At 61.4% G+C, this 20,273-nt stretch carries 21 protein-coding genes and 1 other annotated feature; of the genes, 4 read left to right on the plus strand and 17 right to left on the minus strand.

The window, feature by feature from the left end; all coding sequences use genetic code 11:
- Nucleotides 1-37: 37 nt before the first annotated feature.
- Together GPK94_RS15475 and gpr are read right to left on the minus strand one after the other, a co-directional pair.
- Nucleotides 38-1,459 (minus strand): glycine--tRNA ligase, encoded by a 1,422-nt coding sequence (locus tag GPK94_RS15475; RefSeq protein ID WP_215656218.1) that lies wholly within the window; start codon nt 1,457-1,459, stop codon nt 38-40.
- Between the two features lie 106 nt (nt 1,460-1,565).
- Nucleotides 1,566-1,788 (minus strand) — a binding site (T-box leader).
- Nucleotides 1,789-1,865: 77 nt separating this feature from the next.
- Entirely contained in the window at nt 1,866-2,774 is a 909-nt protein-coding gene (gpr, locus tag GPK94_RS15480) for a GPR endopeptidase (protein ID WP_215656219.1), read from the minus strand.
- 184 nt (nt 2,775-2,958) lie between these two features.
- Between gpr and rpsT the strand changes: the two genes are divergently transcribed.
- Together rpsT and GPK94_RS15490 are read left to right on the plus strand one after the other, a co-directional pair.
- Complete coding sequence (gene rpsT / locus GPK94_RS15485) at nt 2,959-3,222, plus strand: 30S ribosomal protein S20 (RefSeq protein ID WP_101692587.1); 264 nt, start codon at nt 2,959-2,961, stop codon at nt 3,220-3,222.
- A gap of 141 nt (nt 3,223-3,363) precedes the next feature.
- Nucleotides 3,364-4,236 carry a YihY/virulence factor BrkB family protein gene (locus GPK94_RS15490; protein ID WP_215656220.1) on the plus strand — a complete coding sequence of 291 codons (873 nt, stop codon included), beginning with the start codon at nt 3,364-3,366 and terminating at the stop codon, nt 4,234-4,236.
- A 49-nt stretch (nt 4,237-4,285) separates the two neighbouring features.
- On the opposite strand, the gene GPK94_RS15495 is transcribed toward GPK94_RS15490, so the two are convergent.
- The 14 genes from GPK94_RS15495 to GPK94_RS15560 all read right to left on the minus strand — a co-directional run bounded on the left by GPK94_RS15495 (nt 4,286) and on the right by GPK94_RS15560 (nt 18,427).
- Nucleotides 4,286-5,782 (minus strand): peptidoglycan DD-metalloendopeptidase family protein, encoded by a 1,497-nt coding sequence (locus GPK94_RS15495; RefSeq protein ID WP_215656221.1) that lies wholly within the window; start codon nt 5,780-5,782, stop codon nt 4,286-4,288.
- A 569-nt stretch (nt 5,783-6,351) separates the two neighbouring features.
- Nucleotides 6,352-8,139 carry an aspartate--tRNA ligase gene (gene aspS / locus GPK94_RS15500; protein ID WP_101692589.1) on the minus strand — a complete coding sequence of 596 codons (1,788 nt, stop codon included), beginning with the start codon at nt 8,137-8,139 and terminating at the stop codon, nt 6,352-6,354.
- A 77-nt stretch (nt 8,140-8,216) separates the two neighbouring features.
- Nucleotides 8,217-9,569, minus strand: coding sequence for a histidine--tRNA ligase (gene hisS, locus GPK94_RS15505; RefSeq protein ID WP_101692590.1), 1,353 nt, complete (start codon nt 9,567-9,569; stop codon nt 8,217-8,219).
- A 343-nt stretch (nt 9,570-9,912) separates the two neighbouring features.
- A complete protein-coding gene (locus GPK94_RS15510) occupies nt 9,913-10,797 on the minus strand; it encodes a hypothetical protein (protein ID WP_215656222.1) in 885 nt (294 codons plus the stop codon).
- 91 nt (nt 10,798-10,888) lie between these two features.
- Nucleotides 10,889-11,305 carry a methylglyoxal synthase gene (locus GPK94_RS15515; RefSeq protein ID WP_101692592.1) on the minus strand — a complete coding sequence of 139 codons (417 nt, stop codon included), beginning with the start codon at nt 11,303-11,305 and terminating at the stop codon, nt 10,889-10,891.
- A 43-nt stretch (nt 11,306-11,348) separates the two neighbouring features.
- Entirely contained in the window at nt 11,349-12,089 is a 741-nt protein-coding gene (gene minD, locus GPK94_RS15520; protein WP_101692593.1) for a septum site-determining protein MinD, read from the minus strand.
- A gap of 115 nt (nt 12,090-12,204) precedes the next feature.
- Nucleotides 12,205-12,921 (minus strand): 16S rRNA (guanine(527)-N(7))-methyltransferase RsmG, encoded by a 717-nt coding sequence (gene rsmG, locus GPK94_RS15525; protein WP_215656223.1) that lies wholly within the window; start codon nt 12,919-12,921, stop codon nt 12,205-12,207.
- A gap of 4 nt (nt 12,922-12,925) precedes the next feature.
- A complete protein-coding gene (locus tag GPK94_RS15530; RefSeq protein WP_215656224.1) occupies nt 12,926-13,252 on the minus strand; it encodes a hypothetical protein in 327 nt (108 codons plus the stop codon).
- Nucleotides 13,252-13,656 (minus strand): large conductance mechanosensitive channel protein MscL, encoded by a 405-nt coding sequence (mscL, locus tag GPK94_RS15535; protein WP_215656225.1) that lies wholly within the window; start codon nt 13,654-13,656, stop codon nt 13,252-13,254. Before mscL ends, GPK94_RS15530 begins: the two co-directional genes overlap by 1 nt.
- Nucleotides 13,657-13,742: 86 nt before the next feature.
- Nucleotides 13,743-15,047 (minus strand): serine--tRNA ligase, encoded by a 1,305-nt coding sequence (gene serS / locus GPK94_RS15540; RefSeq protein WP_215656226.1) that lies wholly within the window; start codon nt 15,045-15,047, stop codon nt 13,743-13,745.
- Between the two features lie 46 nt (nt 15,048-15,093).
- A complete protein-coding gene (locus tag GPK94_RS15545; protein ID WP_215656227.1) occupies nt 15,094-15,672 on the minus strand; it encodes a hypothetical protein in 579 nt (192 codons plus the stop codon).
- Nucleotides 15,673-15,675: 3 nt separating this feature from the next.
- Nucleotides 15,676-16,575 (minus strand): ParB/RepB/Spo0J family partition protein, encoded by a 900-nt coding sequence (locus GPK94_RS15550; protein WP_215656228.1) that lies wholly within the window; start codon nt 16,573-16,575, stop codon nt 15,676-15,678.
- Nucleotides 16,576-16,606: 31 nt separating this feature from the next.
- Nucleotides 16,607-17,368, minus strand: a complete 762-nt coding sequence (locus tag GPK94_RS15555) for an AAA family ATPase (protein WP_186963214.1) — start codon at nt 17,366-17,368, stop codon at nt 16,607-16,609.
- A 246-nt stretch (nt 17,369-17,614) separates the two neighbouring features.
- On the minus strand, nt 17,615-18,427 hold the full coding sequence (locus tag GPK94_RS15560; RefSeq protein ID WP_101692601.1) for a ParB/RepB/Spo0J family partition protein: 813 nt from the start codon (nt 18,425-18,427) through the stop codon (nt 17,615-17,617).
- A gap of 213 nt (nt 18,428-18,640) precedes the next feature.
- Between GPK94_RS15560 and GPK94_RS15565 the strand changes: the two genes are divergently transcribed.
- The gene (locus tag GPK94_RS15565; RefSeq protein ID WP_215656229.1) at nt 18,641-18,952 is read left to right on the plus strand and encodes a hypothetical protein; all 312 of its coding nucleotides are present in this window, start codon (nt 18,641-18,643) and stop codon (nt 18,950-18,952) included.
- 44 nt (nt 18,953-18,996) lie between these two features.
- Nucleotides 18,997-19,326 (plus strand): hypothetical protein, encoded by a 330-nt coding sequence (locus tag GPK94_RS15570; RefSeq protein WP_215656230.1) that lies wholly within the window; start codon nt 18,997-18,999, stop codon nt 19,324-19,326.
- Between the two features lie 75 nt (nt 19,327-19,401).
- Here the strand turns inward: GPK94_RS15570 and GPK94_RS15575 are convergent, their stop codons facing one another.
- A complete protein-coding gene (locus GPK94_RS15575; protein ID WP_186963215.1) occupies nt 19,402-20,265 on the minus strand; it encodes a YitT family protein in 864 nt (287 codons plus the stop codon).
- Nucleotides 20,266-20,273 lie beyond the last annotated feature (8 nt).

Raw genomic sequence — 20,273 nt, forward strand, 5'->3', positions numbered from 1 at the left:
CCCCCGCAGAGATCTGCGGGGGGCCGCTCAAAGCTTTTTAAAACGCCATCTTCTCAGCCAGATAGGCCTTCAGCTCGGAGATGGGCATACGCACCTGCTCCATGGTGTCGCGGTCGCGGACGGTGACGCAGTGGTCGGCCTCCTCGGTTTCGGTGCCCACGGTCTGGAAGTCCACGGTGACACAGAAGGGAGTGCCGATCTCGTCCTGACGGCGGTAGCGCTTGCCGATAGAGCCGGCCTCGTCGTAGTCCACCATAAAGTCCTTGGCCAGCATATCGCGGATCTCCATGGCCTTGTCGCCCAGCTTCTTGGACAGGGGGAGCACCGCGCACTTGAAGGGGGCCAGAGCGGGATGGAGACGCAGGACGGTGCGCACATCGTTCTTTGCGGCGTCCACCACTTCCTCGTCGTAGGCGTCGATGAGGAAGGCCAGAGTCACGCGGTCGGCGCCCAGGGAGGGCTCGATGACGTAGGGGATATAGTGCTCGTTCTTCTCCTGGTCGAAGTAGGTCATATCCTTGCCGGAGGTGTTCTGATGCTGGGTCAGGTCGAAGTTGGTGCGGCTGGCCACGCCCCACAGCTCGCCCCAGCCGAAGGGGAAGACGAACTCGAAGTCGGTGGTGGCGTTGGAGTAGTGGGAGAGCTCCTCCGGGTCATGGTCGCGCAGGCGCAGGTTCTCGTCCTTCATGCCCAGATCCAGCAGCCACTGGTGGCAGAACTGCTTCCAGTAGTTGAACCACTCCAGCTCGGTGCCGGGCTGGCAGAAGAACTCCAGCTCCATCTGCTCGAACTCACGGGTGCGGAAGGTGAAGTTGCCAGGGGTGATCTCGTTGCGGAAGGACTTGCCCACCTGGCACACGCCGAAGGGCAGCTTCTTACGGGTGGTGCGCTGGACGTTCTGGAAGTTGACAAAGATGCCCTGGGCGGTCTCGGGACGGAGATAGACGGTGTTCTTGGCATCCTCGGTGACGCCCTGGAAGGTCTTGAACATCAGGTTGAACTGGCGGATGTCGGTCCAGTTGTGCTTGCCGCAGGAGGGGCAGGGGATCTGGTGCTCATCCACGAAGGCCTTCATCTCGGCCTGGGAGAGGGCGTCCACCGGCTTGGGCAGGGTAAAGTCGTGCTCGGCGCACCAGTCCTCGATGACCTTGTCGGCGCGGAAGCGCTCCTTGCACTCCTTACAGTCCATCAGAGGATCGGAGAAGCCGCCCACATGGCCGGAGGCCACCCACACCTGGGGATTCATCAGGATGGCGGCGTCCAGGCCCACGTTGTAGTGGTTTTCCTGGACAAACTTCTTCCACCAGGCCTTCTTCACGTTGTTCTTGAGCTCCACGCCCAGAGGGCCGTAGTCCCAGGTGTTGGCCAGGCCGCCGTAGATCTCACTGCCGGCAAAGACAAAGCCGCGGCCCTTACACAGGGCGACGATTTTTTCCATGGTCTTTTCGGTGTTCTTCATACAGATCAAACTCCTTCGCTTGTTGTTTCTGGGGAAAGAAAGGGGGACCCCGACGGCACGGTTTGAGGGGAAGCGGCGGATGAAAAAACGCCCTGAGCCGATTTCGGCTCAGGGCGAACAAAGTCCGTGTTTCCACCTGAATTCGAAGCGGCAAACCGCTCCGCACTCAAACCCAATAACGGCGGGGGACCGGCGGCGCCTACTTGGGAACTCTCCCGTTGGGGCCGCGGCTCGCGGGCGCCTTCCGCACAGCCCTTCGGAAGCCTCGCACCAGACGGCTTCTCTCTTGGGCCGGGACCATGCGTACTCTTCCCGGTCAATGCCTTGCTCGATGTTGGGGACATTCTACCACCTTTTTTTCAGGCCGTCAAGCCGGAAAACGGGGCTGTTTTTGGAGAAATGGGGATTAACTGAGCAAGAGCTCGGCATCCTCCAGGGTGAGATGGGGCTGGAGAGCTAGGGTGATGGCATATCCCAGTACCTTGGAGAGATCGGCCATCTGGGCGTCGATGTCCTTGGGGGTGACGATGAGCCCATCCCCGGCGCCCATAAGGGCCTCCGGATCCAGATTGGCGCCCCCGGCCTCGGAGAGCACGTCGGCGGCCAGGGTGGCGGCATCTACCACGGTGGGCACGCCCACCGCCAGCACAGGCACCCCCAGCGTGGAGCGGTCCAGGGCGTGCCGGTGATTGCCTACCCCGGAGCCGGGGGAGATACCGGTGTCGGAGAGCTGGACGGTCCGGCACACTCGCTTTAGGCTCCGGGAGGCCAGCGCGTCCACCGCGATGATGCAGGAGGGGCGGATGCGCTCGGCCACTGCCCGGGCCAGCTCGCCGCTCTCCACGCCAGTGGTGCCCAGCACGCCGGCCGCCAGGGCGGCCACCGGGCGGAAAGCGGCAAAGTGCTCCGGCGCACCCGAGACCAGATGGCGGGTGACCAGGGTGTGCTCCACTGTTTTGGGGCCGATGGCGTCGGGGGTGATGGCCCGGTTGCCCAGTCCCACCACCAGCACCGGCGCCTGAGCGGGCAGGGAGCCCAGCAGGGCGGTCAGTTCCGCCGCGATGGCCCGCACCGCCCGGGGGAGGGCCTCCGGTTCCCGCCGCTCCAGGCCGGAGAGCTCCAGAGTCACATATTGCCCCTCGGGCTTGCCCAGGGCCCGGGCCCCTTGATGGTCCAGGATCTCCACCCGGGTGACCGGGTAGCCCTCCCGGGTGTCGTCCCGGGCCCGCACGCCCGGAAGCGCAGTCTCCCGGGCGGCGCTCTCTTTCCAGAGGTCGTGGGCCTCCACGGCTAGGTCGGTCCGTCGCTGTAACATATGCCTTCCCCCTATATCTGGTGTTTTATCCCTATTCCGTTCCCAATAAAACCGGAAAGGGGACTACGGCCTAAAATTTTCCGAAAAAAATTCAATTTACTAGTTGCATTTTTCCCAATTGCCTGCTAAAATATAAATCTGCACGGGTGAACTGTGCGAATCGTCATCGGAGGAGGTGTTTGGTTTGCCGAATATCAAGTCTGCCAAGAAGCGTGTCCTGGTGAACAAGACCAAGGCCATGCAGAACAAGACCGCTAAGTCCGCGCTGAAGACCGACATCAAGAAGTTTGAGGCCGCGGTGGCCGAAGGCAACCGCAGCGAGGCCGATAGCGCTTACAAGGTGGCTGTCAAGGCCGTCGACAAGGCCGTGCTGCATGGTCTGCTGCATAAGAACAACGGCGCCCGCAAGAAGAGCGCTATGACCATCAAGCTGAACAAGCTGGCCTAATTGATTTGTGGTCTGAAAAAACCGTCTGCATTGCAGGCGGTTTTTTTGTCAAATTCCGTCGAACAGGGCGCAATACGTTCTATCCCGCCCAAGAGCGGGGAAAGATAGGTGGAGTGGTGCGGACGAAAAGGGGGTATGTGTGTGAAGCAAGTGCTCAACTGGCCGCTGGTGCGCTTTCTGCATGAGATCGTGGACATCTACTTCAGCAAGCGGATCTCCCGGTCTGCGGCTGAGCTGGCCTATTTTCTGATCCTGACCTTTTTTCCCATTCTGATCTGTGTCAACGCCTTTATCGGCCTGCTCCATCTGGATATCGGAGCGGTGCTCCAGGCGGCGGACGAACTGCTGCCCCGGGAGAGCCTGAGTATCCTGGCCGACTATCTCGCCTATATCAGCATCAATCAGTCCAGGGGCCTGCTGGTGGCGGGGATCATGACCACCCTGTTTGCCGCTTCGGCCGCCTTCCGGTCCCTGATGAACATTATGGATGACATCTATGACCGGCGCAGCTACCAGGGGATTCGGCAGATCGTGGCCAGCGTGGTCTTTTCCGTGCTGATGCTCATTACCATCTACCTCTCCATCGTGGTGGTCCTCACCGGGGAGTGGCTTTTCCAGCTCATTGCCCGGCTGCTGCGTCTGGAGGAATTGTGTCTGCCCTGGACCTGGCAGTGGCTGCGGTTCCTGCTGCTCTTCTGTCTGGTGATGGTATTCATCTCCCTGGTCTACCGGATGTCCGCCCCCATCGGAAAACCCCGCCCACCGGTGCTGCGGGGGGCCTTTCTAGCGGCTGTGGCACTGGTGGGAGCATCGGCGCTCTTTTCCTGGTTTATCGGCATGTCCTCCCGCTACTCCCTGGTCTACGGGTCCCTGGCCTCGGTGATCATTCTGCTGGTGTGGCTCTACCTGTGCGGAAACATCCTGATCCTGGGGAATGTGGTCAACTGCGTGTGGTATACCCATAAAAAAAAGCGTTACCTCCAGCGCCTCAAGCGGGAGGAGAACGGACGTTAAAATAGACAGCGCCCCCGCTCCGATCGGAGCGGGGGCGCTGTTTGCTTCATCAGGGGAGATAGTTATAGGGGTTGACCAGGCTGCCGTTCACATGGACCTCGAAGTGGCAGTGATTGCCGGTAGAGCGTCCGGTGGAGCCGGCCTTGGCGATGGTCTGACCCTGATAGACCTTGTCGCCCACATTGACCAGAAGGCTGGAGTTGTGGCCGTAGTAGGACTGGCGGCCGTCGCCGTGGTCAATGATGACCAATTTGCCGTAAGTGCCCTGCCAGCCGGAGTAGATGACCGTTCCGCCGTCGGCGGCAGCAATGGAGGTGCCGTAGGGGACAGCGATGTCAATGCCCCGGTGGAAGCTGTAAGAACCAAAGATGGAGCGGTAGCCGTAGCCGGAAGTGACGTTGCCGTAAGTGGGCCAGATGAAATAGCCCTTGGGCAGCCAGGAGGGACGCTCCTTGGTGCCCACCGCCACGACCTTCTCGGTGGGCTGGGTGAGAACAGTGGTGTTGGTGACCTCCCGGGCGGTCTCCTTGCCGTTGATATAGGTAACGTTGGCGGAGACCTGCTGGGTGCCGGCCGAACCGGCGGAGAGGACCTTGGTGTCTCCCTCATACATAGAGCTGTCCTCCACCTCGCGCACGGGGGCGGCAATGGACTCGGTATAGGTCACCGCATCCACCGTCTCCACCGAGAGGAAGGGGATCTCCTCCTTGATGTTGAGGACCTGACCGATCATGAGCTTGTTGACATCAATGCCGGGGTTGAGGGCCTCCAGCTCCTTCATGGTCATGCCGTTGTCAAAGGCCAGCGCCATGAAGGTATCTCCGGCCTGCACCTCATAGGTGGTCTCGCCGTTGGTGTTGGAGGTGAGGGTGGCCTGGATGTCGGCCACATCCTGCTCCACATCGGCGGAGATGTACTCCCGGGTGATGTTGACCTGATCCACAAACTTGGAGGAGATGGTATTCTCGTCCTCATAGGTAGCCTGGATGGAATCCAGGAGAGCGGTAAGAGTGGACTGATCCTCGGCCGCGCCCACCACCTGGCCGTTGACCGAGAGGACGTAGCTCTTCATCACGTCGCCGATCCGGTCCAGCAGATAGGGCTCCAGGGTGGTGGCGGGGGGGATGCTGTCCCGCTCGGAGAGAGCGAAGCGATACTCCACCTCGCCGTCCATCACATATGTATGACCCAAGATCTCAGTGGCCCGGGCCTCCACCCGATCCACCGCGCCCTCAAAGTCGCTCTTGGTGGCGACCACGCCGATGGCCTGACCGTCCACCAGCACCTGATAGCTGGGAACATAGACGGTGGCGAGCACGCCGGCCACGCCCATCAGAGTGGCGGCAGCCAGGAAGATCAGCGGGTTGAAGGAGCGCATCCAGGCCAGGGCCTGATCTACCCGGCGCACCGCGGCGGAGTTCTCCTGCAGGAAACGCTCTGCCCGCGCAAAGGCGGAATCCCGCAGGCGGCGGGGAAGGGCGGCCGCATCGGCCGCAGAAAAGCCCTCGCGCCGCGGGGCGCGGGGCTGCTGTAATAACTCGTCCATGGGAAGGACCTCCCTTTTATCGTCGTTGTGCAGGACACAAACTGGTATCAAAAGATTACAAATTGGTTACAAAGAGTAGTTTACACTGTTTTGTCCTTCCCGTCAACCCCTTATTCTTGTGTTTTTGTGCGAATCAGGTCACAAGATGGGGGAGTTTGTCTGGAATCTAAAAAATTTTGTTCAGAGATATGCAAAATGAGGCGGCGCGCCTGCCCGGCGGGGGAGCGCGCCTGTTCGGCGGGAACTCCTCTTTCTTTTCGAAAAGAAAGAGGAGGGAAAGAAAACGCCGGAGGGGGAACGAGGGCGCTTCCCCCTCCGGACCTCCCCCTCAGTGCACCCCCGGCGGTGACGGCAGACCAGCGTCCACGAGGCGTGTACCCCCTTCCGGGGTGGTTTTTACCCCTGCGGAAAGGGTTTGGTCTGGCATTTGCGGAAGCCCCCGGCCCGTTCTTTCCCACCGCTTTCTTGCGGAAAAGAAAGCGGTGCCCTCGCCGGGCAGGCGCGTTCCGAGAGTTGGCCCATACAAAAAACCGGCGCCCGCGGAGTAATCCGCAGGCGCCAGTGTTGTTTTATTCAGCGGTCTCTTCTTCCTTCTTGGTGCAGACGATGTTCAGCTCATCCAGCTGCTTGGGCTCCACGAAGGAGGGGGCGCCCATCATCAGGTCCTGGGCGTTCTTGTTCATGGGGAAGGGGATAATCTCCCGGATGGAGTCCTCACCGGCCAGCAGCATGACCATGCGGTCCACGCCGGGGGCGATGCCCGCATGGGGGGGCGCACCGTAGGTGAAGGCGTTGTACATGGCGGGGAACTTGGCCTTCACGTCGTCCTCGCCCAGACGGACCAGCTGGAAGGCCTCGATCATGATCTCAGGATCGTGGTTCCGCACGGCGCCGGAGGAGAGCTCCACGCCGTTGCACACCAGGTCGTACTGGAAGGCGGTGATGGTAAGGGGGTCCACTTCACCGGCGGCGGCCTGCTTCAGGATCTCCAGTCCGCCGTTGGGCATGGAGAAGGGGTTGTGGCAGAACTCCAGCTCGCCGGACTCCTCGCCCATCTCGTACATGGGGAAGTCCACGATCCAGCAGAACTCATAGCGCTCCTTGTCGAAGTGCTCGGGGGCCAGGGCGGCCACCTGCTTGAGCAGGACGCCGGCGGTCTTCTGGGCGGTGAGCTTCTTGCCGGCGGTCAGGCCCACGAAGGTGTTGGGCTGAAGGTTCAGCGCGGCAATGACGGCGTCCTTGATGGGCTGGACGAACTTGGCGATGCCGCCCACGATCTCGCCCTTCTCGTCCAGGCGGAACCAGTAGGCCTTCTGACCGGACTGGACCTCCACGTCGGCGCAGAGCTTGTCGATCTGCTTGCGGGTGGCGGTGAAGTTGGTGACGGGCACGGCCTTGACGGTGTTGCCCTCAAAGGGACCGAAGCCGCAGCCGGCCAGGACCTCGGTGGCATCCTGAACGGTCAGGTCGATGCGCAGGTCGGGCTTGTCGGTGCCGTACTTCTCCATGGCCTCCAGGTAGGGGATGCGCTGGAAGGGAGCGGAGGAGGCCACGTTGTAGGTGCCGTACTTGGCGAAGATGGGGGGAAGCACGTCCTCCAGCACGGCGAACACGTCCTCCTGATCGGCGAAGGCCATCTCCATATCCAGCTGGTAGAACTCGCCGGGGGAGCGGTCGCCGCGGGCATCCTCATCCCGGAAGCAGGGAGCGATCTGGAAATACTTATCGAAGCCGGAGGCCATCAGCAGCTGCTTGAACTGCTGAGGAGCCTGGGGGAGAGCGTAGAACTTGCCAGGGTGCTTCCGGCTGGGCACCAGATAGTCTCTGGCTCCTTCCGGCGAAGAAGCGGTGAGGATGGGGGTGGTGATCTCCATGAAGCCGTGGTCGATCATGGAGGCGCGGAGGGCGGCCACCACGTTGGAGCGCAGGATGATGTTCTGCTTCACGGCGGGGTTGCGCAGGTCCAGGTAGCGGTACTTCAGGCGGGCGGTCTCATCGGCCTCCCGGCTGCGGTTGATCTGGAAGGGGAGCTCGTTGTGGCGGCAGCGGCCCAGCACCTTGATCTCGGTGGGGACCACCTCGATGTCGCCGGTGGGGAGCTTGGGGTTCTTGGAGTCACGCTCCCGCACCACGCCGGTGACCCGGATGGTGGACTCCTTGTTGAGGGGCTTGACCACGTTCATCATGTCCTCGGTCTCGATGACCACCTGGGTGGTGCCGTAGAAATCCCGCAGGACCAGGAAGGCGAAGTTCTGGCCCACCTCACGGACATTCTCCAGGAAACCGGCCAGGGTAACGGTCTGGCCCACATGCTCCATGCGGAGCTCGCCGCAGGTATGCGTGCGGTTCTGTGTCATAAAATCAACTCCAAATCGTAATATAGAAAAGAAATATAACTAACTGGCTTGAAAATTTGAGGGATAGACCCCAAACATCAGTTGTGGGGATCCCGGATGGGGGTGCCCTCAGCCCGCTGGGCCAGACCCGCACGGATGCGGTCGATGGCCTCCTCCACGCTCTGGGTGAGCTGCTCGCCGGTGGCCATGTCCTTGACGGCGGCCTTGCCCTCCTTCACCTCATCCTCGCCCAGGAAGATGACATAGGGAATGCCCAGCTTGTCGGCGTAGCCGATCTTCTGCTTGAACTTCTTGTTCTCGGTGTAGAGCTGGGTGCGGATGCCCGCCTCCCGCAGCTGGGTGGCCAGGGCAATGGCGGGGGAGAGGTCCTGCGTCATGGGCAGCACCAGCACGTCGGCGGGGGCAGTGAGCAGGTCGTCGTTCAGGTACTTCTGGTCCTCCAGCACGAAGAAGAGCCGGGTCAGGCCGATGGAGATGCCCACGCCGGGGAGTTGTTTGTTGGTGTAATATTCCGCCAGGTTATCATACCGGCCGCCGGAGCAGATGGAGCCGATCTCCGGGTGGTCCAGCATGGCGGTCTCGTAGACGGTGCCGGTGTAGTAGTCCAGGCCGCGGGCGATGGTCAGGTCCACCTGATAGTTTTCCGCGGGGACGCCGAAGGCAGACATATAATTCACCACGGTGGAGAGCTCCTCCACGCCCCGGTCAAAGAGCTCGTTCTGCCCCTTGAGGGCGTTGAGGGCGGCCATGGGATCGGCGGTGGAGAGGAGCTCCAGCAGCTGATCGGCGGTGGCGGCGGGGACGGAGAACTCGTTCACCAGCAGCTCCTTGACCTTCTCGGGGCCGATCTTCTCCAGCTTGTCGATGGTGCGCATCACGTCCCCGGCCTGCTCCTTCAGGCCCAGGATCTCAAAGAGACCGTTCAGGACCTTGCGGTTGTTCACCCGGATCTGGAAGCGCTTGAGGCCCAGGGCGGTAAAGGTCTTGTAGATGATGGAGGGGATCTCCGCCTCGTTGATGATGTCCAGGGAGCCGTCGCCGATGACGTCGATGTCGGCCTGATAGAACTCCCGGAAGCGGCCCCGCTGGGCACGCTCGCCCCGGTAAACCTTGCCGATCTGGAAGCGGCGGAAGGGGAAGGTCAGGTCCCCGGTGTGGAGGGCCACATACTTGGCCAGGGGGACGGTCAGGTCAAAGCGCAGGGAGAGGTCGCTGTCTCCCTTGGTGAAGCGGTAGATCTGCTTCTCGGTCTCGCCGCCGCCCTTGGCCAGCAGCACCTCGCTGGCCTCGATGGCGGGAGTGTCCAGGGGGGTGAAGCCGTAGAGGGAATAGGTCTTGCGCAGGGTCTCCACCATCCGGTCAAACTGGACCTGCCGGGCGGGCAGCAGCTCCATAAAACCGGAAAGGGTGCGGGGTTTGATTTGAGCCATAGTGATTTCTCCTTTATAGAAGGATAGTGGATGTGACGGGATATCCGTATTGGGAGCGGGAGGATAAAAAAACGCTTTCGTCCCATCTCCTATGGGACGAAAGCGTCTGCTTCCGTGGTGCCACCCATGTTCAGCGGAGAGAGAAACCTCCGCCCTCTGGCCTTCACTGGTGCGGGAAGGGGACCGCGCCCGTCTCCGGGCCCGCTGGTAGGGCCGTCTCCCGTGTTCCTTGCCGTGGCGCGCTTGCAGCCCAAAGGCGCGCCTCTCTGTCCGGCGGTGTCCGCGGTACTTGCCCCGTCATAGCGGTCATGCCCCTCAATAGTATCCCAAACCGGGGAAAAAGTCAACTATCCTCCGGAAAAACCGGGACAAGATTAAAGGAACCGTAGGCATAGGAGAAGCTGTTGTCCGAAGAGAAGACCACCTCACTGGCGGAGTAGGAGCTGCGCAGCTCCAGACCGCCGTCGCTGCGCCCGGCGATCCAGTAGAGGAGAGGCTCCTCCTGCCCGTCCCCGGAAAAGGAGCTCAGATCAGCCTGCCAGCTCCCGTCGGACTGCCTGGACGCGGGGAAGGAGGACAGCAGCTCACCGGGCAGAGTTTCGTCCGTGGGATGGACAGCGCGGACCTCCACCTCCAGGGTGGAGAGGGTGAGGGTGGAATCAGCGGGGTAGAGGTTCAGGTCCATCCGGGTGGGAAGGGTGGTGTCCTCCGGCCCCATGCTGCAATCCCCGCTGAGGTAGAGCGTATCGCTGGAGAGGGTGGGAAGTGCCTCGGAATAGCGTGTCTCCCCCCGCAGGAGGGTCACCGACGGCTTGAGCTCCCGCCGCAGAGAGCAGGGGAGGGCGCCGGTGAGCCGCCCGTTCTCCTGGTAGGTCAGAGAGATGCTCTCCCCGGTGTCCAAGGCGAGGAGGGCGGTATCTCCGGGGGAAAACTCCTTGGGGATGAGAGAGACCGTCAGGACCAGGCCGCCGTCCTGGTCGTCCAGCACGGTCTCCACGCCGGTAAAGAGGCTGGCCTCGGACGCCAGGGCGTCCCGGATGGTGGTCTCCTGGTTGGAGAGGGAGCGGCTGAATTCCTGGTTCCAGTGGGTCACATTCTCCTGATAGTCACTGACCCGGCGGGAGAGGTTTTCCACCTCGCTGTGGAGGGAGAGGTTCATCCAGCCCAGGGCCAGAAACCCAATCCCCACGCCCAGGGCGGAGAGACGGTATCGCTTTTTGGGGTCCATAGGGGTGCCTCCTCTCTGAAAAGCGAAATGTTTTCCACAAAAAGAGCGCATAATGTGGAAAACCGGGCCGCGAGAGACGGCCCGGCTGCACTTAGGCGGTAAAAGGTTTGGTCTTGGGGTTGATGATATCTCTCCAGTCCAGATCGCCCCGCTCCAGACCGTGGATCAGCATCTCGGCGGTGGCCACGTTGGTGGCGAAGGGGATGTTGTACTGGTCGCACAGGCGGGTGATATAGTTGAGATCGGCCTCCAGATCGGTGGACTGGGGATCGGAGAAGAAGAGCACCATGTCGATCTCATTGTAGGCGATACGGGCGCCGATCTGCTGGCTGCCGCCGTGGGTGTGGGACAGGAAGAGATTGACCGGCAGACCCGTGGCCTCGGCCACCAGCCGTCCGGTGGTGTTGGTGGCGCACAGGGTGTGCTTGGACAGGATGCCGCAGTAAGCGATGCAGAACTGCACCATCAGCTCTTTCTTGCGGTCATGGCTCATCAGGGCGATATTCATAACAGGACTCCTCTCGTGTTGAGAAATACAGGGGCGGACCGGCTTACCGGATCCGCATCAGCGGGACGCGCTCGCCGGTCAGGCGGCGGGCAATGTTGAGATAGGCCCGGGCGGCGCCGTAGCGGGCCATCAGGATGAGGGGCTGGCCCCGGTTGGCGGCCAGCATGACCTGAGGGTCCTCGGGCACGACGCCCAAAAGGGGCAGACCGGCGGCGTCCATGGCGTCGTCAATGGTCGTGCGCAGCTGCCGGAGCAGCTTGGGCTGCACCCGGTTGACCACCAGATGCAGGGAACGGATGGAACGGCTCAGCTCTCCCACGGTGCGCTGGGCGTCCCGCAGGGCGGAGGCGTCGGTGGTGGAGACCACCAGCGCCCGGTCCGCGCCGCAGACCGACATACGGAACCCGCCGCCCAGACCGGCGGGGGCGTCCATCAGCACATAGTCGTAGGAAGCCTTGGCCTGCGCCAGGAAGGCGCGCAGTTTTTCCTCAGTGATCACATCCCGGGGCTGGGTCAGCGGCGCGGTGAGAAGATAGAGGCCCTGGATGACCGGGTGGGCCACCGCTGCCTTTTCCAGCGTCGTGCGGCCGGATACCACATCGGTAAAGTCCATCAGGGCGCGGTCGCTCATCCCCAGGGAAAGGTCCAGATTGCGCAGTCCGATGTCCATATCGATGCACAAAACCTTGTGTCCCAGGGCGGCCAGGCAGGAGGCCACGCCGCCGGTGAGTGAGGTCTTGCCCGTCCCACCCTTGCCGGAGGTGATCGCGATTGCAGTTGACATGGGGTTGCCTCCCTTTTCGCTAGTCTAATGTATCATAAAATGGCGGAAAATACAATGGTCTTTCCCTCTGAATTTGTGCAAATCAGAAAAAATGAAACCATTTTTTAGAATTTCTTTATCTTATTGGCGATTTCTGTATTTTGGCCCATCTTCTGGGATACCCCTTTGGGGTGGGGGAAGTCTTGTCCACACGCACCAGACGGTGGGTGACTTCCGTGCCGGGGATGGAATAGTCCTGGCTGGGGCGCAGGGTCCCGCCCAGCTTGGCAATCCCCGCCGCGGCGCGGGAGAGCTCCTCTTCACAGTCCACGGCCTTCATGGCCAGGAACTGTCCGCCCACCTTCACATAGGGAAGGCACAGCTCGCTGAGCAGCTCCAGGGATGCCACCGCCCGGGAGGTCACCAGGTCAAAGCTGTCCCGCCAGCCGGGCTGGAGGGCCTGCTCCTCGGCCCGGGCGTGGAGGGTCTGGATGCCGGAGAGCCCCAGGGTCTGGGCCACCTCTCCCAGCCAGTCCAGTCGCTTATTCAGGCTGTCCAGCAGCACCACATCCAGAGATGGGACCAGGATCTTGAGCACCATGCCGGGAAAACCGGCTCCGGTGCCCACGTCGACGAGGCGCTTGTCCGCAAAGTCGGCGCAGGTGAGGAGAGCGGCACAGTCCAGCATGTGGAGCTTGACCACCTGGTCGGGGTCGGTGATGGCGGTTAGGTTCATGACCTGATTCTTTTCCAGCAGGAGCCGACCGTATTCGGCCAGCTGGTCCGGAGCCTGGGCGGGCACCCGGTCCAGAAGATCCAGGGCGGACAGCCCCGCTTGAATTTGTTCTTTCATGGGCTCAACCTCCCAGTGCGCCCAGGAGAGCGGTCACACCCAGCACCAGATTGACCAGGCAGGCCACGGCGGCTAGCCCGGCCAGGAGGAGCATGGGCAGACGCTTCTCGGCGCGGTATTTCAGAAAAGAGATGGCGGAGAGTCCGCCGCAGGCGGGGAAGAGCAGGATGCCAGGGATACCGTGGAGCGGCTCCCCCGTGGCCAGATTATAGGTGGTGAGAAGGACCAGGATGACCATATAGACAATGCCCATCCAGGCCAGGGCACGCTTAATGGGGGAGGCGGGGGTATAGGTGGGCTTGTTCTCCCCGGGGATCTTGTCGTCCGGCATTACGATCTCTCCTTCAGCAAATCACGGATCTCGGTGAGCAGGATTTCCTCTTTGGAGGGAGCGGGGGGAGCGGGGGGAGCGGCAGGGGCCTCCTCCTTTTTCCGGTGGAACACATTCAGGGCCTTGATCAGGCAGAACAGCGCAAAGGCGGTGATGAGAAAGCTGAGCACCGTGTCCAGAAAATGTCCCACGGCCACCGGACCGATGGTCCAGCCGGAGAGGGAGAGTCCGCTGGGGGTCAGCAGACCCAGCAGCGGCATGAGCAGGTCGTTGGACAGGGAGTCGGCAATGGACTTGAAGGCGCCGCCGATGATGACGCCCACCGCCAGGTCCATGACATTGCCCCGGGCAATGAACTTGCGGAACTCGGCCAGAAAGCCGGTGGCCTTTTGATTGACTGACATGATAAACCTCACGATCGTAAATAAAAAAAGAAGGGAAGGGGCGGCGGAATTCCGCCGCCCCGGGTCTTGTGTTTGGATGTGCGCTCTTATTTCTTGGGCAGCAGGACTTCCTTGCCGCCCATGTAGGGCTGGAGGACCTTGGGGATCTTCACGCTGCCGTCGGCCTGGAGGTTGTTCTCCAGCAGGGCGATGAGCATGCGGGGAGGAGCCACGCAGGTGTTGTTGAGGGTGTGAGCCAGGCAGACCTTGCCCTCGTCGTCCCGGTAGCGGATCTTCAGGCGGCGGGCCTGGGCGTCGCCCAGGTTGGAGCAGGAGCAGACCTCGAAGTACTTCTGCTGACGGGGGCTCCAGGCTTCGATGTCGCAGGACTTGACCTTCAGGTCGGCCAGGTCGCCGGAGCAGCACTCCAGCTGGCGCACGGGAATGTCGAAGTTGCGGAAGAGCTCCACGGAGTAGCGCCACATCTTCTCGTACCAGTCCATGGACTCCTCGGGCTTACAGACCACGATCATCTCCTGCTTCTCGAACTGGTGGATGCGGTAGACGCCGCGCTCCTCAATGCCGTGAGAGCCCTTCTCCTTCCGGAAGCAGGGGGAGTAGGAGGTGAGGGTCTGGGGCATCTTCTCAGCGGGGATGATCTGGTCGATGAAGCGGCCGATCATAGAGTGCTCGCTGGTGCCGATGAGGTAGAGGTCCTCGCCCTCGATCTTGTACATCATGGACTCCATGTCGGCGAAGGACATGACGCCCTCCACCACGTTGCCGTGGATCATGAAGGGGGGGATGCAGTAGGTGAAGCCCTTGTCGATCATAAAGTCACGGCCATAGGCCAGCACGGCCTCGTGGAGGCGGGCGATGTCGCCCAGCAAGTAGTAGAAGCCGGAGCCGGACACCCGGCCGGCGGCGTCCATGTCGATGCCGTCAAAGGACTCCATGATCTCGGTGTGGTAGGGAATGGGGTAGTCGGGCACCACGGGCTCGCCGAAGCGCTCAACTTCTACATTGGCGGAGTCGTCGGGACCGATGGGCACGGAGGGATCGATGATCTGGGGGATGACTAGCATGATCTTGCGGATCTCCTCGGCCAGCTCGGTCTCGCGACCCTCCAGATAGGCCAGACGGTCGGCGTCCGCCTTGACCTCAGCCTTGAGGGCCTCGGCCTCGGCCAGTTTGGAGGGGTCCTTCTTGGACTGGCCCATCAGCACGCCCACCTGCTTGGACTTGGAGTTGCGGGCGGTGCGCAGGTCCTGGGCCTCCTGGATGGTGGCGCGGTTCTCAGCGTCCAGCTCCAGCACCTTGTCCACCAGGGCGAGCTTCTCCTCCTGGAACTTCTTCTTGATATTTTCCTTGACCAGTTCGGGGTTTTCCCGGACAAAACGAATATCCAACATTGTGTTACACCTCGTCATTCAAAATCGCGCGGGGGAGCTCTGCCGCTCAGGGCTGGGCAGAGGGGGAAGGGGAGGGCGCGGAGGTCGTCTCCACATCTAGCAGGTCCAGGATATCCCGGTACTGCTCGGCAGGGGAGAGACCCTCCTGGCCGGTCAGGTTCTCGGTGGGGAGATACTGGGGAAAGCCGGTAGCCTCAAAGGCGGCGATGAGTTCCCGGGCCTTCGTGTAGTAGCCCCGGGAGTACTGCCGCTGGATGCGCCAGAACCAGTCCATGGCGGTGAGGGCCTGCTGAGAGGACTCCTTTTCCTCCGCCAGCTCCACCCGGCTGTCCTGGAGCTGCTCGTGGAGAGCCTCGTTGGCCTCCTCCAGTTCGGCCACCCGGTTTTTCAGATCCTCATTCTCCTGGAGCATGTTATCCAGGGTCTGCACGGTGGAATTGGAGGTCTGCTGCAGGTCGTTATAGCGCTCCTGATTGGTGCGCTGCTGCATAAAATAGGAGAGGAGCAACAGGAGGAAGGCCGCGGCAAAGAGGATCACCAGATAGAGGAGCACCGCGTTCTTCTTACCCGGCTTGGCGTGCTCCGCCTCGTGCTGAAGAGGCTGCTCGTGGTTGTCATCGTGCACGGCTTATTCGACCTCCTTTCCGGAGGAGGGGAGCTGCTCCAGCACCTCCAGGAGAAGATTCAGGTCATCGGTATTGTAATACTCCAATTCGATTTTACCCTTCTTCTTACCATTTATAATATGCACCTTCCGGCCGAAGCGGCTGGAGAGATCCTTTTCCGCGTCCCGCAGGTAGAGGGAGAAGTCGGCGGCAGCCGGTGCGGCGGGGGCCTCATCCAGGGCCTCCTCCGACTTGGCCAGCCGCTTGGCCAGCGCCTCGGTCTGGCGGACGGAGAGTCCGTCATTGACCACCTTCTGAGCCAGCTTCTTCTGGAGCTCCTTCACGGGGCAGGAGAGGATGGCCCGGGCGTGGCCTGCCGAGAGACGCCCCTCCTCCAACAGGAGGTGTACCGCGTCGGGCAGGGAGAGGAGGCGCAGGGCGTTGGTCACGGCCGAGCGGGACTTGCCCACCCGCTTGGAGACCTCCTCCTGGGTAAGGCCGTACTCGTCGATGAGGGTCTGATAGCCGGCCGCTTCTTCGATGGGGTTCAGGTCCTCCCGCTGGAGGTTTTCGATGAGGCCCAGCTCCATCACGGTGCGGTCGTCGGCCTCAATGATGACGGCGGGGACTTCATGGAGACCCGCCAGCTTGGCGGCCCGCCAGCGGCGCTCCCCGGCGATGATCTGATAATAGCCGGAGGAGAGGCGGCGGACGGTGAGGGGCTGGATGATGCCGTGGGTGCGGATGGAGTCGGCCAGATCGGCCAGCGTCTCATCGTCAAAGCGCTTGCGGGGCTGCTTGAGGCCCGGCTGCACCTCGGAGATGGGGAGGGAGAGGGAACCGCCCTCCTGGAGCTGAAGGGCGTTGTCGCCCAGCAGGGCGCCCAGGCCCTTGCCCAGTCCGCGGTCCTTTGAGGATGCCATATACTCAGTCCTTTCCTAAGTGATGTGAGCTTCAGGTGCGGTTCTGGTCCAGGACCTCCTGGGCCAGGGCGGCATAGGCCTCTGCACCCCGGGAAAAGCTGTCGTAGGCCGACACGGGAAGCCCGTGGCTGGGGGCCTCGGAGAGCCGTACATTGCGGGGGATGACGGTGGCATAGACCTGCCCGGGGAAATGGCGCTTGACCTCCTCGGCCACCTGGAGCGAGAGGTTGGTGCGCCCGTCGTACATGGTGAGGACCACGCCCTCCATGCTGATGTCCGGGTTGAGGGCCCGCTTGACGATCCGCACGGTGGAGAGGAGATCGGACAGTCCCTCCAGGGCATAGTATTCGCACTGGACCGGCACCAGGATGCTGTCGGCCGCACACAGGGCGTTGAGGGTGAGCAGCTCCAGAGAGGGAGGACAGTCAATGAAGATGTAGTCATAGTCTCCCGCCACTTTGGAGAGCGCGTCCTTGAGCCGGTATTCCCGCCGGTCCATGGCGATCATCTCCACCGTGGCGCCGGTGAGCGCCTTGTTGGTGGGGAGCACGTCGGCATAGTCGGTGTGAACGATGGCCTTGGTGATATCCGCGTCGTTGACCAACACATCATAGATGTTGGGAGAGGCGGTCACCTTGTCCACCCCAAAGCCGGACGTGGTGTTGGCCTGGGGATCAAAATCGCACACCAGCACCCGGGAGCCCAAGGCCTTCAGGGCGGCGGCCAGATTGACGCAGGTGGTAGTTTTGCCGACGCCGCCTTTCTGGTTGACGATTGCGATGGTTTTTGCCATAATGCACCTGCCTTTTACCTGCACGGTAGAATAAGTAAGTTGAATTTTGCCAAGTGGTTTCCATAATACAGCCCTGAGTGGGATAAAAGCAAAAACCACCGGAACATAGATTCAGCAGACCTTATTATAATGCCATCCTGGATGGAGCGCAACCGAAAATGCAAAAATAAAAAAACAACTCCGTATGTTTCACGTGAAACATACGGAGAGAGAAAAAAGAAGGGGAAGATGGTTTCACGTGAAACATCAGCTTCGACCGCGCTTTGGGATGCGAATGGTGAGCAGGATGGAGTCCTCAGTATCCTCCCGGTCACAGTTGGCATCCACCCCTGCGCTCTGCATCATACTCAGCCCCTTGGTAATGGAATTGAGAAAGAGCCGGACATCCTTGAGGATAAAGACCGGCTTGCGCCGGGGAGCGGCCGGAGGAGGAGCCAGGAGGGAGTCGATGTACTCCTCAGTGCGGGCCACGGTCAGGGAGTGCTCCACCACATAGTGGGCGGCGGAGCGCTGCTCCTCAGCGGTGGGCAGACGGAGGAGGGCGCGGGCGTGCCGCTCGGAGTAGTGCTTCTCCCGCAGCAGGGCCAGTACATCGGGGGGGAGGCGGAGGAGCCGGAGCTTGTTGGCCACCGCAGACTGGGATTTTCCAATCTTCTGGGCGGCCTCCTCCTGGGAGAGGTGGAAGGTGCGAATCAGCTTGGCCAGAGCAGCTGCCTCTTCTACAAAATCCAGATCCCGCCGCTGGAGATTTTCAATGAGGGCCAGCAGAGAGGAGGCCTCATCATCCACATTGACCAGAATACAGGGAACCTGGGTCAGTCCTGCCATCTGAGAGGCGCGGAGCCGGCGCTCCCCGGAGACCAGCTCATAGCCGCTCTCCACCTTGCGCACTGAAAGGGGCTGAAGGATGCCATATAACCGGATGCTGGCGGCCAGTTCCTCCAAGCCGTCCTGGGCAAAGGCCTTGCGGGGCTGGTTCGGGTTGGGCGCAATGGCGTCGGCGGGGAGAAAGAGGACGCGGGTACTCTCAAAGAGTCCCTTTTTTCGAGATAAAAGCATGGGAGCTTCCCTCCTTGTCACAACAGATTTGATAACCATATTTTACCATACAATCGCGCAAAGGGAGGGGAAGGGGGTCGAGTGGGAAATATTTCCTAAAGCTCCGGTCGCCCTTGAAGCCGGCCGGAGCGCTGTGTTATACTGAAAGAACCCAAATCACGCGGGCCCGGGGCGGCATGCCCTGGTGGAAAGAGAGGAAAGGAGCCAACGGCTATGAGTCGGAAAGCAACCAATGTTGTGGCATATTTGACGCTGATTGGACTGATTATTGCGCTTTTGCTGGGGGACCGGGCAGCCTGCCGCTTTCACCTGAACCAGGCGCTGACCCTGTGTGTGTGCAGTCTGGTGCTCTCGGTGGTCTCGCAGATTTTAGCGGTCATCCCGGTGCTGGGCTGGCTGCTGCTGATCGTGGTACAGATCCTCTATCTGGTGCTGCTGGTGTTGACCATTGTAGGCATCATCAACGCGGCTCAGGATGTGGAGAAGCCCCTGCCCATTGTGGGAGGCATCCAGCTTTTAAAGTAAAGTTGGGAGACAAGCGCTCCGATATCGGAAGGAAGGGATAGCAAATGGCAGAAATCCAGACGTTGTGCGTTGCGTATGGGCCGTTTGTGACACTGGGCTGCCTGGCGCTGTTCTGCGGGTATGCCATAGCGGGGCTGGGGAGAGGCAGGACCTTGCGGTGGCTTCTGCCTGGCACCGCTGGGCTACTGCTTCATGTCCTGCTCTGTCGGGCAAAGTGGCAGGCGGGATGTATGGCGGAGGGGACCATTGCGCCCATGCTGCGTACCCTGGTCTGTCTGGGAGTGGGGGCCTTCCTCTATCTGCTTCTTCTGGCGGCAGCAGGGGTATATCTTATCTGCACCCTGCTGGAGCGAACGGGAGAGAAAGCACCCTGATCTGTAAATCGGCCCCGGGGAGGAACATAACTGTGTTCCTCCCCGGGGCCGATTTTGTGTGTTAACTTTTGTGTGTTAAGCCCGCAGGAAGCCTTTGCCGAAGATCTCGCTGGAATTGGCGATGATAAAGAAGGCCTGGGGATCGTTCTCCTTGAGGTAGCGGCGCAGGGCCACCGCCTGGCCCCGGGAGAGCGCGGTGAGGACCACCCAGTGCTTTTCGTGGGTATAGGCGCCCTCGCCCTCCCACACCGTGGCGCCCCGGTGGAGGCGGAGGGTGATATAGTCGCAGGCCATACGGGGGTCGGAGGTGATGATAAAGAAGTTTTTCCGGCGGTTGAGGGATTCGATGACGCTGTCCACCAGCACCGATTTGAGCACCAGGCCCAGCATGGAGAAGAGACCGGTCTCCACATCGAAGATCAGGAAGGTGGAGGCGGCAATGACCACGTCGGACAGAAGCAGGGCCTTGCCCACATCCAGGCCTGTGTACTTTTTCAGAATCATGGCCACGATGTCGGTGCCGCCGGAGGAGGCGTTGATGTTGAAGAGGATGGCCGAGCCCAGGGCGGGGAAGATGACGGCAAAGAAGAGCTCCAGCATCTTCTCGTGGGTGAGGGGGGCGTCCAGGGGACAGATCCACTCAAAGGCCTGGATGACCAGAGAGTAGAGGATGGAGCAGTAGACCGTGCGCAGGCCGAACCCACGGTTGAGCATGGCAAAGCCCAGGAAGAGAAAGAGAATATTGATCACGCCGTTGATGGCCGAGGCGCTCAGCCAGGGCCAGGGCGAGAGAGGGGCCAAAATCACGGCCAGGCCGGATACGCCGCCCATGGAGAAGTTGTTGGGAAATTTGAAGAAATACACGCCGATGGAGACCAGAACAATCCCCAGTGTCATGAGGAAAACGTCCCGGAGCCGTGCGTTCCATGATGCCTTCATGTCAGGTC

It is taken from the genome of Pseudoflavonifractor sp. MCC625 (assembly GCF_018784545.1).
GTDB classification, from domain to species: Bacteria; Bacillota; Clostridia; order Oscillospirales; family Oscillospiraceae; genus Pseudoflavonifractor_A; species Pseudoflavonifractor_A gallinarum.